Here is a 13,180-nt window from a genome sequence, read left to right as displayed (position 1 = left end):
TCAGCCGCCGAGCACCTTGGCCTCCGTCTCCGGGTCGAGGCCGACCTGGGGGCGGTCCGGGCGCTGGGGTGCTGTTCCGCCGATCGAGCGGAGCCAGGCCCAGGTGTCGGCGACCGTCTCCTCGACGGGGCGGCAGCGCAGCCCGGCCGCGACGGCCTTCGCCACCGACGAGCCGTGCATGGTGTCGTGCATCTCGCCCGGCGGAATCCACACCGGCAGGTGGAGCCACGGCTCGATCCCGGCCGCCAGGATCGGCTCGGCATCGGTCCAGCGCGGCACGGCCACGCCGCCGGTGACCTCGACGCACGCATCCAGCAGCCCGCCCATGGTGGTGTGGCCGGGCGGGCTGACCAGGTTGTACGGGCCGCTGAGCCCGGCCTCGGCCGCGTCCAGGGTCCACTCCGCCAGGTCGCGGCAGTCCAGGTACTGGATTCCCAGGTCGCGCGGTCCGGGCGCGAGCATCTCGCCGCCGCGCGCGGCCCGGGTCAGCCACCACGGCAGTCGGCCGATGTTCTCCCACGGCCCGAGGACCAGACCCGCCCGCACCAACAGCGCCCGGTCCACGCCGAATTCGCGCACCGCGGCCAGTTCGCCGCCGCGTTTGGCCTGCGCGTAGTCCACCTCGCCCGCGTCGTCGGGGGAGCCCGGCACCAGTGGCGCGTCCTCGTCCGCGCCGAGTGCCGTGGGGTGGACGTACACGGACCGGCTCGACACATACACGTACCGGCCGGCCCGCCCGCTCAGCAGCCGGGCCGCGTCGCGGACCGCGGCCGGGGCGTGCGACCAGGTGTCGACGACCACGTCCCACTCGCCGTCCGCGAGCGCCGCGAGTCCGCCCTCGGCGGTGCGGTCGCCGTGCAGTGAGACGACCCCGGCCGGCGGCTCGTGGCGCCCCCGGTGGAAGACCGTCACCTCATGGCCCCGAGCCAGCGCCGCCTCGGTCACGGCCCGGCCGACGAATTCCGTTCCACCCAGCATCAGGAGTTTCATGGCCGCAACTCTGCCTGCGGGACGGGCCGCGGGGAACGGTTGCTTGCTGTGGGCGTAATCGGGGTGACCGGCGTACTCGGTGTGGTGCGGACGGGCCGGAACCACAGGCTCTCAGGGCCGGTAGACGGTGCCGGGCTCGGCGGTGCCCGGGGCGAGCAACTGCGGGACGGTCGCGAAGGTGTAGCCCCGCTTCTTGAGCCCGTCGATGATGCCGGGGACGGCGGGCACGGTGCCGTCGTAGATGTCGTGCAGCAGGATGATGCCGTCGCGGCCGGCCTGGTCGAGTATCCGCTTCTGGATCAGGGCGCTGTCGGTCGTCGCGTAGTCCTTGGCGGTGGCGCTCCACAGCACTTGGGAGAGCCCCAACTCCTTGCTGACATCGGCGACTTCGCCGTCGGTGCGGCCCTGTGGCGGGCGCATCAGCGTGGGCTCGCGACCGGTCAGGGATTTGATCGCCTGCTGGGTGCGGCCGAGTTCGGAGCGGATCTCGGCCGGGTCGAGCTGGTCGAGGCGCCGGTGCGTCCAGGTGTGGTTGGCGATCTCGTGGCCCTCGGCGGCGGCCCTGCGGACCGTGTCGGGGTAAGTGTCGACGTGGTTCTTGCCGAGCAGGAAGAACGTCGCCTACACGTTCTTCTCCTTGAGGGTGTCGAGGAGTTGGGGCGTGTGCGGGCCCGGGCCAGCGTCGAAGGTCAGCGCGATGCACTTGTCCTGGGCGCAGTCCACGGCGCCCGGGGCGCTCGCGGCCTTGACCTCGGCGCGGCCGCGGGCGTCCTTGGGGGACGTGGAGTCCTGGCCGCAGCCGCTCAGCGCCAGGGCGAGCGCGGCGGCCGCCGCCAGGCCGACGGCGGCTCGGGGCCGTATGCAACGTGATCTCTTCATGGGCATGGCGGTGCTCTCCGACGGTGGAATTCCCCTCGCGACCCTCTCCTGAGGATCCCTGGTGGACTATACGCGACGTGTATACACCGAGTGTATAGTGGGTCGGTTTCGGACCGGGTGATGATGCGCGCCGGAGGAGGATTCGCGCCGAATGACGAGGGGAGCCGGGGCAGCGGTGGGTGTCGGAGCTGTCGCAGGGGGCCGGGCACAACCGCCCGGTGAATTCCGGGAGGTTGTTCAGCGGCCCCGGCCGCCCCGGGTCAGCCGCCCGACGGCCAGGGGTCGCCTGCCACCCGGGCGTGCAGATGCTCGTCGTGCCAGCCATCGGCGTGCAGCAGCGCGCTGCGCATCGTGCCTTCCAGGGCGTACCCGGCACGCTGGGCCACCCGGCAGGAGGCCGGGTTCGCCACCGAGTGCGTGATCCGGATCCGGTGCAGCCCGAGTTCCTCCAGCGCCCACCGGCTGACCCGAAGGGTGGCGTCGAGCGCCGCTCCCGCCCCGCGTCCGGCCGGCAGCAGCCAGTAGAGGATCTCGCCGCTGCCGCCCCGCAGATCGAGGTCACCGATCCCCATGAGCCCCACGGCTTGGTCGTCGTCCCGCCGTGAGATCGCCCAGATCGCGGCGGCCTCGTCGGTCCAGCGCTGCCCCCAGCGGGCGATCTTCTCGCGGGCGGTGCGTGCCGAGAGGCGTTCGACGCGGTTCCACTGGACGATCGCCGGATCCCGGCCCGCGGCCACCAGCACGTCGGCGTCCGACTCCCGCCAGGGGCGCAGCTGCCGCCCGCCGGGCAGAACGAAGGAGGGCTGCGCCTGCCGGGCCATCCGTCCGGCGGGCACCACGGGAGATATCGGAGTGATCATCCCCGCATCATGGCAGGCGCCGCGGGGCGGTCCCGGGGAATCCGGCAGTCCCTTTCGGCGTTCCCCAGCCATGACGGCATTCGACGCACCCCAGGAAGCCCTGCTGAAGCTGGTCGCCGAACAGGACGGCGGCGTCCTCGTCACCCTGAAGCGCGACGGGCGGCCCCAGCTCTCCAACGTCAATCACGCCTATTACCCCCACGAGGGCGTCATCAAGGTCTCGCTCACCGACGACCGGGCCAAGACCAGGAACCTGCGCCGCGATCCCCGCGCCAGCTACCACGTCACCAGCGACGACCGCTGGGCGTGGACCGTGGCCGAGGGGACGGCCGATCTCACCCCGGTCGCGGCGGACCCGTACGACGAGACGGTCGAGGAACTGGTCTCCCTCTACCGGGACTTGCGCGGCGAGCACCCCGACTGGGACGAATACCGCGGCGCCATGGTGCGCGACCGGCGGCTCGTGCTGAGGCTGCGCGTGGAGCGGGCGTACGGCCAGCCGCGCCAGGGAGTCTGAACGACCGACGAAGCCGCGGTGGAGCGCGTGCACGGTGGTTTTCGCCGGGGAGTCTGAACGACGGGCGAGGCTTCGGTGGAGCGGGCGTACGGTCGGTTGCGCCAGAGAGTCTGAACGACCGGTGAGGCCGCCGTGGAGCGGGCGCACGGGCGGTTGTCCCGGGGCGCATGAACGACGGGCGAGGCTGCGGTGGAGCGGGCGCACGGGCGGTTGTCCCGGGGAGCCTGAATCACTGTCCCGATGCCACCTGCCCGAACGTGCGCTCGCGGCCGCCGCACATAATGGAACGACCCCGAGCCCCAGGAGGTGCCGTGACCGGCGCTGGTTCTCTGCTTCCACTCCGCTCCAGGCTGCGCGAGCTGCGGCCCGACGCGTTCGGTGCCGACCCGACGGGGGAGCGGATGGCTCGGATCCGCCGCTCGCCGAACTTCGCGGACGGCGTGTTCCAGAACCCGGAGGGCGCCCGGACCAGACCGTCGGGTTCCACCCTGGAGTTCGCGAAGCTGTTCTTCGAGAAGGAGCAGCGGGTACGCCGGGCCCCCACCGGCAACCTCCCGGTGTACCCGACGACGCTCGCGGACATCGCGAAGCCGCCGGTCACCGGAGTGCGGCTCACCTGGATGGGGCATTCGAGCGTGCTCGCCGAGATCGACGGGCGCCGGGTGCTGTTCGATCCGGTGTGGGGCGAGCGCTGTTCGCCGTTCCCGTTCGCCGGGCCCAGGCGACTGCACCCCGTCCCGGTACCGCTCGCCTCGCTCGGGCCGGTGGACGCCGTCGTCATCTCGCACGACCACTACGACCACCTCGATCTGCCCACGATCCGCGCGCTGGCCGGAACCGGTACGGTCTTCGTGGTGCCGCTCGGTGTCGGCGCCCACCTGGAGCACTGGGGCGTGCCGGCCGACCGGATGCACGAGCTGGACTGGAACGAGTCCGCCAAGGTCAACGGGATCACCCTCACCGCGACCCCCGCCCGCCACTTCTGCGGCCGCGGCCTGCGCAACCAGCAGCACACGCTCTGGGCGTCCTGGGCGGTGACCGGGCCCGAGCACCGGATCTACCACAGCGGCGACACCGGCTACTTCGGCGGCTTCCGCGACATCGGCGCGGAGCACGGCCCGTTCGACGCCACCATGATCCAGGTCGGCGCGTACAGCGAATTCTGGCCCCAGAACCACACGGAGTGTACGCCGCTCCCTGGCCCGTGGCCAGACATCCACATGTCGCCTGCTCAGGGGGTGCAAGCACACCTTGACCTGCAAGGAGGCGCCGCGAGCGGTGTCATGCTGCCGATCCACTGGGGCACCTTCAACCTAGCGCCGCACGCCTGGGCCGAACCCGGTGAGTGGACCCTGGACGCGGCAGAGGAGGTTGGCCAGGTCGTAGCGACCCCTCGGCCCGGCGAGCCTTTTGAGCCCGCTGGGACGGTTCCGGCCGATCCCTGGTGGCGAGCGGTGTCGGCGCCGATCGCCCATCCTTGGCGCCGCCCTGCGAGTGTGCTCACCTCACGGGTTACCGCTCCGGAGGCTGACCTTGACCTTGCTGGCGACCGGTGACGCCTGGCTATGAGTGATCTCGATGAGATGGCGCGGTTATGGGGCGGGATGACCAGTGAGGAGCGTGACCGGCTTGTGCGAAGGATCGACGGTCCGGTCAGGCCTGCGCGGAACGAAGAGAGCAAGCAGTTCACGCCTCTGCCTACTTCAACTGGGAAGTCGCGCATCGTTGTTCGAACTCGGTTCGTAGGGCCGCAAGATGCACCACCGTGCGACGAGTGAAAGTCAAGGCAACGAAAGATCAGTAAAGTCGGGGCGGCGGGCTGCTGAGCGCGCCGCCCCGGCCGTCACAGTATTGAAGCCGCATCCACCGATGTGATCAGGCAGCCCAAGCGGCGGTGTGCACGATGGGCAATCACGGCAGTGCTAACAGGCCAGCCGCCGAAGGCCCTCGCCCCTGGCAATTCCGGGCTCAGCGGAGGGCCTTCGCGCATTGCACGACGTCACTCACCGAGGAACGTCTTTCGCCACTCCAACGGCGACATCGTCAGTGCGGCCTCGGCGAGCGCCTGCGCGGAAGCCGTCTTGAGGCTGCTGAGTGAGGTGTCGATCCAGTCTTGGACCAGGCTGTAGCCCTGGGCGCGGTATTCGACGGCCTGAACCAAGCACTCCAACTTGTCGGCATCCTTGGCCACGATGGCTTCCGGCGTGCCGCTGTTCTCGTACTCCTCGACGACGCGCTGTACCCCGGCCTTCACGGCCGGGTGGGCCGCAGAGACCTGGTCGGCGGTGACCTTTTCGTTCGTCGCTGCGTCGATGTAGCGACGGCCGATGTGCGGGATGTCGCCGAGCCGGGTCTCCTGCGTGTCGTGGAAGAGACACATCAGTGCGACTTTCGCAGGGTCGACGCCCTCCATCATCGCCAGGACGGCGCCAATGATGCCCACACGGAACGAGTGCTCGGCGATCGACTCAGGGTTGTTGTTCCCGGTAAACCACCAGCCCGTGCGCTTGGCGTTCTTGAGAACCCCCATCTCGAAGAGGTATCCGGCCGTGCCCTGAGCGTTCGTCGTCTCGTCTGCCATGTGGTGGACCTCCGATTTCAAGTGCGATCACGAAGAAGGTAGTTCACGGTGCCGAGTTCCCGCCGGGACCTTTCGGAGATGCCCCCTCCGTCCATGAGCCGCTCCGTACGCCCCGCCAGCTCACGCGCGAGCAGGCCCGACGCCTGCGGCAGCCACGGATGCGCGGTCAACAAGGACCACAGTGTGTGTGCGTACAGATCGACGTAACCCGGGGCGTCGTGAAGGCCGTTGGTCAGGCTGCGCAGGAGCGTGACGGGGTCCCAGCCGGTCAGCTTCCGGTCCCGCATGAACCCGTCGTCGGCCTGCGGCAGCGGGGTGCCGCCCAGCCAATAGGCCCAGTAATTGAGATTGGCAGCCTCCCCGGCGTCGTCGTTCACCACTGCGCGCTCGATGAAGTCCCAAAGGGGCTGTGGATCGCCGAGCCGGGCAAGCGCGGTAGCGGTCGAACGTGCCTCCGCCCACTGGGGAGTCCAACCCCTGCGCGAGAGAAGGCCTCGCCTCGTATGAAGCGCCTGCGCCGTCCAGGACACCGCCTCGGGGCTTCGATCGTACGAGGTCAGATAGAGCGCCTGACGGTGGAGAAGCACGCCCTGGGCCTCCGTCCTGGGCGCCGCCTCCGCCGTGGTCCGCAGTTGCTCGAAGAAGACTCGGCGGTCTTGTGCAGGGAGGAGCGGGGAAGCCGCTGCCGGTCCTCTCCGGCGCGAGGATGGGACCAGGACAAGCGAGGGCGGCCGAGCCCCAGTGAGGGCCCACGCCAGCATGTGCGCGGTATCGCGGGTGTGCACCCACTCAGCGAGAGGGTGCGGCCCCCCAATGGGCCGGAGAGTGGCGCTGATGATCCGGTCAGCGTCCATCGCCGCATCCAGCATCCCCACGGCAGCCGGGTCCGCCCCCAGCGTGGGTAACCGCCGCCGGAGGGCGATCAAGTCCGCAGCCTTCATATTTGCGACCGGCCGCCGGCCCGACTCCCAGCCCTGCACCGTGGCGAGATCAACGCCCAGTAGCTCGGCCATCGCCACCTGTGTACGCGGGATGGACTCACGCGCTGTGCGCAGCACAAATCCCGCAATCGTTCCGGTGATTTGTCTCGCGGCCATGACACCCCCGAATGCGGTCCGTCCCTCAAACACGTACCCGTGGTCAGTCCTACCGCACCCAGCGCGACCGTACGTTCATCTCGCGGAATCAACCAGGGGCCTCCCACCGCCCGGAAGTTGACGACGCAGCCGCCCGGAGCTAGCCAACCGCACAGGGTTCCCCTAGCACTCTGGACGGCCCAGTCAGCGGCCGGTCCTCGGCGTCCCCCGTCGTCGGTGACCGGCCGCCATGCACCGAGGAGCCTCCTCATGAACACAGTCGACTCACTGGGGCATGAGCGGGACCCCCGTATCGGGAGACGGGTCCGCGACATTGCCTCGCAGGGTGAAGGCGAGCTGACCGCGATCGTCCGCGAGAAGGTCTCCCGCAGTGGAGACGAGCCCCGGTATGCGCGCCTCGCCTACATCAAGTCCCCGTCCGGCGTTGAGTGGTCCACCGCCCCTGAGAACATCGAGGTGCTGCGATGAGCGGCCGTCACGGCCGCGAGCCCGAGCCCGTCCGGTTACCTGGCGTCGGATTGTTGGCCGCGCTGCTCGGCATCGGGCTCGTCGGCCCCGCCATCGTCTTCCACGATCGTGTCGCTGACCTCTGTCAGGCTGACTGGGCCCCGGCGCCGGTAACCGCGCCCGACAGGCTGCCGCCCGGCGAGTAGAACCCCCAAAGCTCCGCCCGCCCCTCCTGGCAGTCGGCACGGGCGGAAACCGGCGCCGGGGCCTTCCCCCCCGATGGCTCCGGCGCCACCTTCCTTCGGATCAGTCATGTCGGTAACCACGAGGAGACCCACTTGAAATTCCGAAAAGTCCACGGGGCGGGGAACGACTTCGTCCTCCTCGCCGGATCACCTGAAGACCTGCGCAAGGACTGGAGCGGCACGGCGCGAACCCTGTGCAGCCGCCGAACCGGTATCGGTGCGGACGGGTTCGTCGTCAGTGCGCTGCTGGACGACGCACCTGACGTAATCGGTGTCGCGTGTATCAACGCGGACGGCTCGGTCGCCACCATGTGCGGCAATGCCCTGCGGTGTGTCGCCCGGTGCGCTGCCGAGGATTACGCCCTTCGGGACATGACTCTGGTCATGTCTGGTGTGAAGCACAAAGCTCTCGTGCGCGACACCCAGGTTGAGGTGACCGCCGAAGTCGGAGCCGTCGACCTACGGCTCTTCGAGGCCGTGTGGAACGGCCGGCCGTTCTGGTTCGACTCTGCGCACACTGGTACCGAACATGTCGTGGCGGTCGTTGAGAACGTCGATGCCGTTGACGCTGCCGCCTTCGGCCGCCTCGTGCGCCACCACCCCCAGCTCGCGCCCATCGGCTCGAACGTCAACTTCATCCAGACGACGGGGCCGAGCGAGCTGAAGATCCGTACCTACGAGCGCGGGGTGGAAGCCGAGACGTTGTCCTGCGGCAGCGGCGCCGTGGCCGCCGTCGTCATCGCACGCCACCGCGGCCTCGTCGGAAAGGACGAGGTCACCGTGCACAACGAATCTGGGACACCGCTTACCGTGCGCCCCCACTGGGATCGCCCCGCGCGAACCTACTGGGTCGGCGGCCCGGTCACCCACGTCTTTGAAGGAGCGACGGCATGACGATCTTCCTCGACCCCGCTGACACGGGGAACGTGCAGCGTGCCACCGGCTGCCTTCGAGGGTGGCGCCGTGAGCACCAGGGCCTGAAAGTTGCAGTGGTCTACGGCCCGGTATCAGCCGAAGACCAGCTCTACCACTCGAAGTGCCCCGTGGAGCAGCGGTCAAGCACCGCGTTGGCGGAATCACTCGCGGCGGTCGGCGTGTGGTTCAAGGTACTCGACCCGACCGAACCGGACTTCGTTCAGGAGCTGGTCGGGTACGACGTGGCGCTCTCGAACCTCCACGGCCCCTTCGGAGAGGACGGGAGGTTACAGGGCCTGCTCGACTACCTTCGGATGCCGTACTGCGGCAGCGGCGTGGCCGCGTCAGCCGTAGCGGCCGACAAGATCCTGTGCAAGCGGGTCATGGAAAACCTCGGGGTTCCGACTCCCGGCTGGCGGCTGTGGTCAGGCGGGGCACTGGAATGGGGCGGTGGTGCCGTCATGGTGAAGCCGCCGTTCGGGGGCTCCAGTGTGGGGATGACGCTAGTTCGCGAAGAGGCGGACTTGCTTGGGGCGCTGGTGGATGCCGCCGGTCCCGAGGGCGCGCCGGTTCTGGTTGAGGACTATGTCCCTGGCGTTCCGGTGACGGTGGGCCTGCTGGAATTGCCCGCAGGAGAGGTACTGACCTTCCCCCCGCTCGCGACCGAAGTCCACGAAGCCGAGTACTACGACGCCGAGACGAAGCTGGACGTGGACTCGAAGGGAACGGTGACGGTATCGCCAGCGGACCTGTGGCCCGAGGTTCTGGCGGCAGTAACAGGGCACGCCCAGGCGCTGTGGGACGGGCTCGGCCTGCGAGGACAGGCACGGGTGGACTTCATGGTGGCCGGCACTGACGACGTATACGCGCTGGAGGTGAACACCACGCCGGGCATGTCGTGGTGCTCCAACTTCGTCACGGGCGCGGGGCTGTGCGGGCTCACCCACAGTGATGTCGTACTGGCCATGCTCCACGAAGCGCTCGCACGGCCGCCGTACGATGTGCCCCTGCCCGCTCCCGTATTCGCCCGCTCGACTTCGGTACGGGAGGCTGCTGCCTGACCCGTAGGAGTCCGCCACTGTGCCGCGCGTCCACGATGTCCCCATGTGCCGCCAGCTCATCGACCCCGCCGAGTGGGATCTCCACGGGGGGTGGGCACTCGGAGACAGGACCGAATGGTCCAACCGGGCGTGCGGCCTGGCATCGCTGAGAATGATCTTGCTCGCCTACGGCCGCCAGGCGCCGACCGTCACGGAACTGCTGAAGCTCGCGGTCAAGCACGAGGTTCTGACCCCGCGCGGAGCGCTTCATGCCGGTATCGCCGCCCTGGCAACCGACCTCGGAGTCTCCTCCCGCGCGGAACCAGCCACGACCGGGGAACTGCTCGATCGTCTCGACGATGCTCCGCTGATCGTGTCGGTGACCGAGCAGTTCCCCGACGACGGCCGCGAGGGCGGCCACCTCGTCATCGCGCGCGGCTACGAAGAAGGGCCCGACCCCGACATCCTCATCCGCGATCCGTCCTCCTGGGGGCAGACCCACGACCGGGTGTCCCTGAGGCGTCTGTCCGCTTCGTACACCGGGCGTGCGATCACCTTCGCACCCCTGACCACCGGAAAGGCGCAGTTGTGACGGAGACCGAAGGCGGCCGGAGGATCGCCGTACTCGGGGAAATGCTGGAGCTGGGCGGCGAAGCGCTTGAAGGCCATCGAGCCGTGGGGCGCATGGCGGCCGAGAACGGCGTCGATCTGCTCGTGGCCGTCGGCGGGGACCTCGCCAAGCAGCTTGCGCTCGCCGCCGGAGCGGCAGGCGTACCCGAAGTGGCAATTGTCGCCGACAACGCCACCGCCGCCGCTTTCGTCAACGCCCAACTCCGCCCCGGTGACGTCGTATTGACCAAGGCATCTCGCGGCGGCCAGCTATGGCAGGTTGCCCAGGCCCTCACCGGGCAGCCTGTTACGGGCCTCGAAGGCAATCATTAGGCCTCATCGGGCCAGTCCTCCACGCCGCCGCCCCGCCACTCGATCAACTCCGAGTCATTGAGGTCAATGTCGTCGGGGTCTAGGCCCGCCTGTCGGAGGAACTCAACGACGTCGGAGAACCTGTAGGCGACCCCGTAGCGCTCGCCGCGGATCGTAACCAGGCGGCCCTTGGCCCCGGGCGGATGGACGACGACAGGCGGGTGGTCCATGGGTCCAGCGTGAGGCGCCGACGGTCCTACCGCATGTCGAGTACGCCCTCGATGCCTCTTGGTGCCCATCGGGGGCACTTTTCATGGCTGCCGACCGCCTATCGGCAGTCCCGCTACTCCGCCCTTCACAGTTCAGCTGCGTAAGCAGCACTACCAAGGTAGAGAGAACGGATATTCATGGCCTCAAATCAGCCATAGACTCCGCTCATGGCACAGAAGATCGTAACCATCTACACCGATGACCTCACGGGCAAAGAGTCCGAGGAGGCCGCAACCCACACCATCGTGATCGACGGAGTGGGATACGAAATCGACCTCGGCTCCGACAGCTACGACAAGCTGCTTGAGGCCGTCGCCCCCTTCACCAAGGCGGGTCGCCGCATCAAGGCAGGCCGCATCAAGACCGCCCCGAAGGCCACAGGCGGGCGTACCGACACGGCGGCAATCAGGGCCTGGGCCAAGGAGAAGGGCTACGACATCAACGACCGCGGCCGAGTGCCGGCCGAGATCCGCGAGGCCTACGACAAGGCCAACTGAACACGACGCACCTCATGAGGAAGGCCCCCGTAATGGGGGCCTTCTTGTGTCTCAGGCCAGCACTCCGAGGCTCGTGAGCACCAGGAGCAGGAGGGTCAGCGAGCCCCCGAAGGCCACAGTGCCCCGTGCGATGCGTGCGGGCATCTGGTTGCCGTCGAGGCGCGCAAGCATCCCGGCCAGCATCCCCACGATGACCGATACCAGCGCCGCCGCCAGGACGAGCAGCAGCTTCACGCTGAACGACAGTCCCACTTCAACCTCCGTTGCACACAGCCCAGATGACGCCATCAGCATCCGCGCGGTCCAGTGATGCGACTACGATTCTGGAGTACCTAAGAACTAGTCAGGACTACTCGGGACTACGGCCTCGGCTCTACGGAGAGGACTACGGTGAGTCACTATGGGGAGACGGCCCAATAAGTTAGACCCGAGTAACCCTCTGCACTCCTTTGCTATCGAGCTTAGGAAGTTGCGAGACTCGGCTGGTGCGGCGGGCGGGTGTCAGGCTACCTGCAAGAGCGCTGGTATTTCTAAGGCTACTTATTATGCATGGCTGAGCGGTGTGCAAATTCCAGGTCGAGCCGCCTTTGAGCTCGCAGTTGCTTCATGGCGTGGAGATCGTCAGTATTGGCTGTCGCTACGGAGGAACGCCGAAGACCGCACATTGGAGAAGGGAGCAAAATCTCCTACCGAAGACCGCACATTGGAGAAAACAGCAAAAACTCCTTCCTGGCCGTTCGAGCGATCAGCGGAAGAGTCCGCATTGTATGCGGAGGATATCCCTATCACAGATCAACAAGCTCGATCTCTCCTGTCAGCGTACCGGAACGCAGTGACAGTTTTCACCGAATCCTTGTACAGCCTAAGATGCTCCATGGGCTCTCCTGGGGCCGACGAGCTGGTAACTCTCAGGTTATCTCCCAGCCGCGTGAAATCCATTCTAGATGGAGAGGCCCTGCCGATTGATGTCGTGGAAACCTGTCAGCAGCGAATCGAAGTAATCAATGCGCTTGTCTTCTATGCGCAGGAAAGTAGGATTTCAACAACGCGGATGAGAACAGTCGCTGAAGGGTGCCGAGAAGAGGCTCGGGATCTTCTGAGGCTCATGAGCAAGAAAGATAAGTAGGTAGGCGGTTACAGCCGAGACTCAGATGCGTACGTAGGGCGAGGACGGGCCTCGGCTGGCGGTTCCGACTGAGAAAGCAAAACATTACCCCGCCTAATCTTCTACCTATTTAACTATTCGCCTTTCAATTCTTCTGGCATCAAGCCTTCATGCGTCGAAGCATGCAGATATAAAGGCGCGGGGAAAGATAGGTAAGCCGCCGGGAGTCGGAGAAAGTGGCCCGCCGTAACGTCGGAGTGGTGGTCCATATCCACTCACCGTGAGCCCCGATAAGCCGCCTGGGCGTCATCCTGAGGGCCCATCTCTGACCCCACGGGTAGTTGCCTATCGCCCGCTTTCCAGGGCCCCGGGAGGCCGTTAAATTGATCCCGGATTTCGGCGTACTGGATTACTCAACTCTGTACGTGTGGTGCTATAGTTAAGACATCGCCGAGAGGGGAAGGCGAAAAGCGGGACCGAAAGGTATCGCGATTCGCCCCCTCGGGGTGGTGCTAGCAGTATCGATTGATGATGCCCGGAGGGGCGTGGATCGGCCTGTGACGCGATGGTTGGTGCAGCGATAGGCAAGCTGCACTCGTGTGACTCCATCGTACGAGGCTGCCTAAGTGAAGCGTCGCAAAGGAAGCATTTGTTGCTTGAGAACTGAATAGTGTAGCCATGTTCGCGGGTGGATACCTTTACTGGCGATACAGCGTTACGGCAGACGGGATACTTGTATCTCTGACTAGCTCCCTGGGCTTGCCTAGGGATGACTACCGTAGTGCGCGTCAATAGTACGGCTTTCTGTCGTGATCG

At 67.2% G+C, this 13,180-nt stretch carries 14 protein-coding genes and 1 pseudogene; 8 read left to right on the top strand and 7 right to left on the bottom strand.

Translation table 11 applies throughout. The features are described from left to right. From ACIBK6_RS17545 to ACIBK6_RS17535, 3 genes and pseudogenes are all read right to left on the bottom strand, one after another. Positions 1-978, bottom strand: a complete 978-nt coding sequence (locus ACIBK6_RS17545; protein ID WP_399052195.1) for an NAD-dependent epimerase/dehydratase family protein — start codon at positions 976-978, stop codon at positions 1-3. 123 nt (positions 979-1,101) lie between these two features. After that, positions 1,102-1,869 (bottom strand): annotated as a pseudogene (locus ACIBK6_RS17540) (polysaccharide deacetylase family protein). A 260-nt stretch (positions 1,870-2,129) separates the two neighbouring features. After that, entirely contained in the window at positions 2,130-2,729 is a 600-nt protein-coding gene (locus ACIBK6_RS17535) for a GNAT family N-acetyltransferase (protein WP_399052127.1), read from the bottom strand. A 70-nt stretch (positions 2,730-2,799) separates the two neighbouring features. On the opposite strand from ACIBK6_RS17535, the gene ACIBK6_RS17530 reads away from it, so the two are divergent. Together ACIBK6_RS17530 and ACIBK6_RS17525 are read left to right on the top strand one after the other, a co-directional pair. Then, on the top strand, positions 2,800-3,246 hold the full coding sequence (locus ACIBK6_RS17530; RefSeq protein WP_399052126.1) for a TIGR03618 family F420-dependent PPOX class oxidoreductase: 447 nt from the start codon (positions 2,800-2,802) through the stop codon (positions 3,244-3,246). Between the two features lie 311 nt (positions 3,247-3,557). Further along, positions 3,558-4,802 (top strand): MBL fold metallo-hydrolase, encoded by a 1,245-nt coding sequence (locus ACIBK6_RS17525; RefSeq protein WP_399052125.1) that lies wholly within the window; start codon positions 3,558-3,560, stop codon positions 4,800-4,802. Positions 4,803-5,245: 443 nt separating this feature from the next. On the opposite strand, the gene ACIBK6_RS17520 is transcribed toward ACIBK6_RS17525, so the two are convergent. Both ACIBK6_RS17520 and ACIBK6_RS17515 read right to left on the bottom strand, forming a co-directional pair. Further along, positions 5,246-5,827: an HD family hydrolase gene (locus tag ACIBK6_RS17520; RefSeq protein WP_399052124.1), complete on the bottom strand. Its 582-nt coding sequence runs from the start codon at positions 5,825-5,827 to the stop codon at positions 5,246-5,248. A gap of 17 nt (positions 5,828-5,844) precedes the next feature. Next, positions 5,845-6,414 (bottom strand): hypothetical protein, encoded by a 570-nt coding sequence (locus ACIBK6_RS17515; protein ID WP_399052123.1) that lies wholly within the window; start codon positions 6,412-6,414, stop codon positions 5,845-5,847. A 759-nt stretch (positions 6,415-7,173) separates the two neighbouring features. Here ACIBK6_RS17515 and ACIBK6_RS17510 point away from each other — a divergent pair. The 5 genes from ACIBK6_RS17510 (at position 7,174) to ACIBK6_RS17490 (ending at position 10,513) form a co-directional block, all read left to right on the top strand. After that, positions 7,174-7,392: a hypothetical protein gene (locus tag ACIBK6_RS17510; protein ID WP_399052122.1), complete on the top strand. Its 219-nt coding sequence runs from the start codon at positions 7,174-7,176 to the stop codon at positions 7,390-7,392. Between the two features lie 317 nt (positions 7,393-7,709). Further along, entirely contained in the window at positions 7,710-8,510 is an 801-nt protein-coding gene (gene dapF / locus ACIBK6_RS17505) for a diaminopimelate epimerase (RefSeq protein ID WP_399052121.1), read from the top strand. Then, positions 8,507-9,592 carry an ATP-grasp domain-containing protein gene (locus ACIBK6_RS17500; RefSeq protein ID WP_399052120.1) on the top strand — a complete coding sequence of 362 codons (1,086 nt, stop codon included), beginning with the start codon at positions 8,507-8,509 and terminating at the stop codon, positions 9,590-9,592. The genes dapF and ACIBK6_RS17500 overlap by 4 nt, the downstream gene beginning before the upstream one ends. A gap of 43 nt (positions 9,593-9,635) precedes the next feature. Then, positions 9,636-10,163: a C39 family peptidase gene (locus ACIBK6_RS17495; protein WP_399052119.1), complete on the top strand. Its 528-nt coding sequence runs from the start codon at positions 9,636-9,638 to the stop codon at positions 10,161-10,163. Then, positions 10,160-10,513, top strand: coding sequence for a glutamate ligase domain-containing protein (locus ACIBK6_RS17490; protein ID WP_399052118.1), 354 nt, complete (start codon positions 10,160-10,162; stop codon positions 10,511-10,513). Before ACIBK6_RS17495 ends, ACIBK6_RS17490 begins: the two co-directional genes overlap by 4 nt. Here the strand turns inward: ACIBK6_RS17490 and ACIBK6_RS17485 are convergent. Next, positions 10,510-10,722, bottom strand: coding sequence for a hypothetical protein (locus tag ACIBK6_RS17485; RefSeq protein ID WP_399052117.1), 213 nt, complete (start codon positions 10,720-10,722; stop codon positions 10,510-10,512). The two genes, ACIBK6_RS17490 and ACIBK6_RS17485, sit on opposite strands and share 4 nt — an antisense overlap. 207 nt (positions 10,723-10,929) lie before the next feature. Here ACIBK6_RS17485 and ACIBK6_RS17480 point away from each other — a divergent pair, with 207 nt between their 5' ends. Continuing rightward, a complete protein-coding gene (locus ACIBK6_RS17480) occupies positions 10,930-11,259 on the top strand; it encodes an Lsr2 family protein (protein ID WP_399052116.1) in 330 nt (109 codons plus the stop codon). A gap of 51 nt (positions 11,260-11,310) precedes the next feature. Here ACIBK6_RS17480 and ACIBK6_RS17475 read toward each other — a convergent pair whose 3' ends face one another. Beyond that, positions 11,311-11,511 (bottom strand): hypothetical protein, encoded by a 201-nt coding sequence (locus ACIBK6_RS17475; RefSeq protein WP_399052115.1) that lies wholly within the window; start codon positions 11,509-11,511, stop codon positions 11,311-11,313. Between the last annotated feature and the right edge of the window lie 1,669 nt (positions 11,512-13,180).

Origin of the sequence: Streptomyces sp. NPDC050485, assembly GCF_044458185.1 — a bacterium.
Taxonomy (GTDB): Bacteria; Actinomycetota; Actinomycetes; order Streptomycetales; family Streptomycetaceae; genus Streptomyces.
This window is presented reverse-complemented; position numbering and strand designations above follow the sequence as displayed.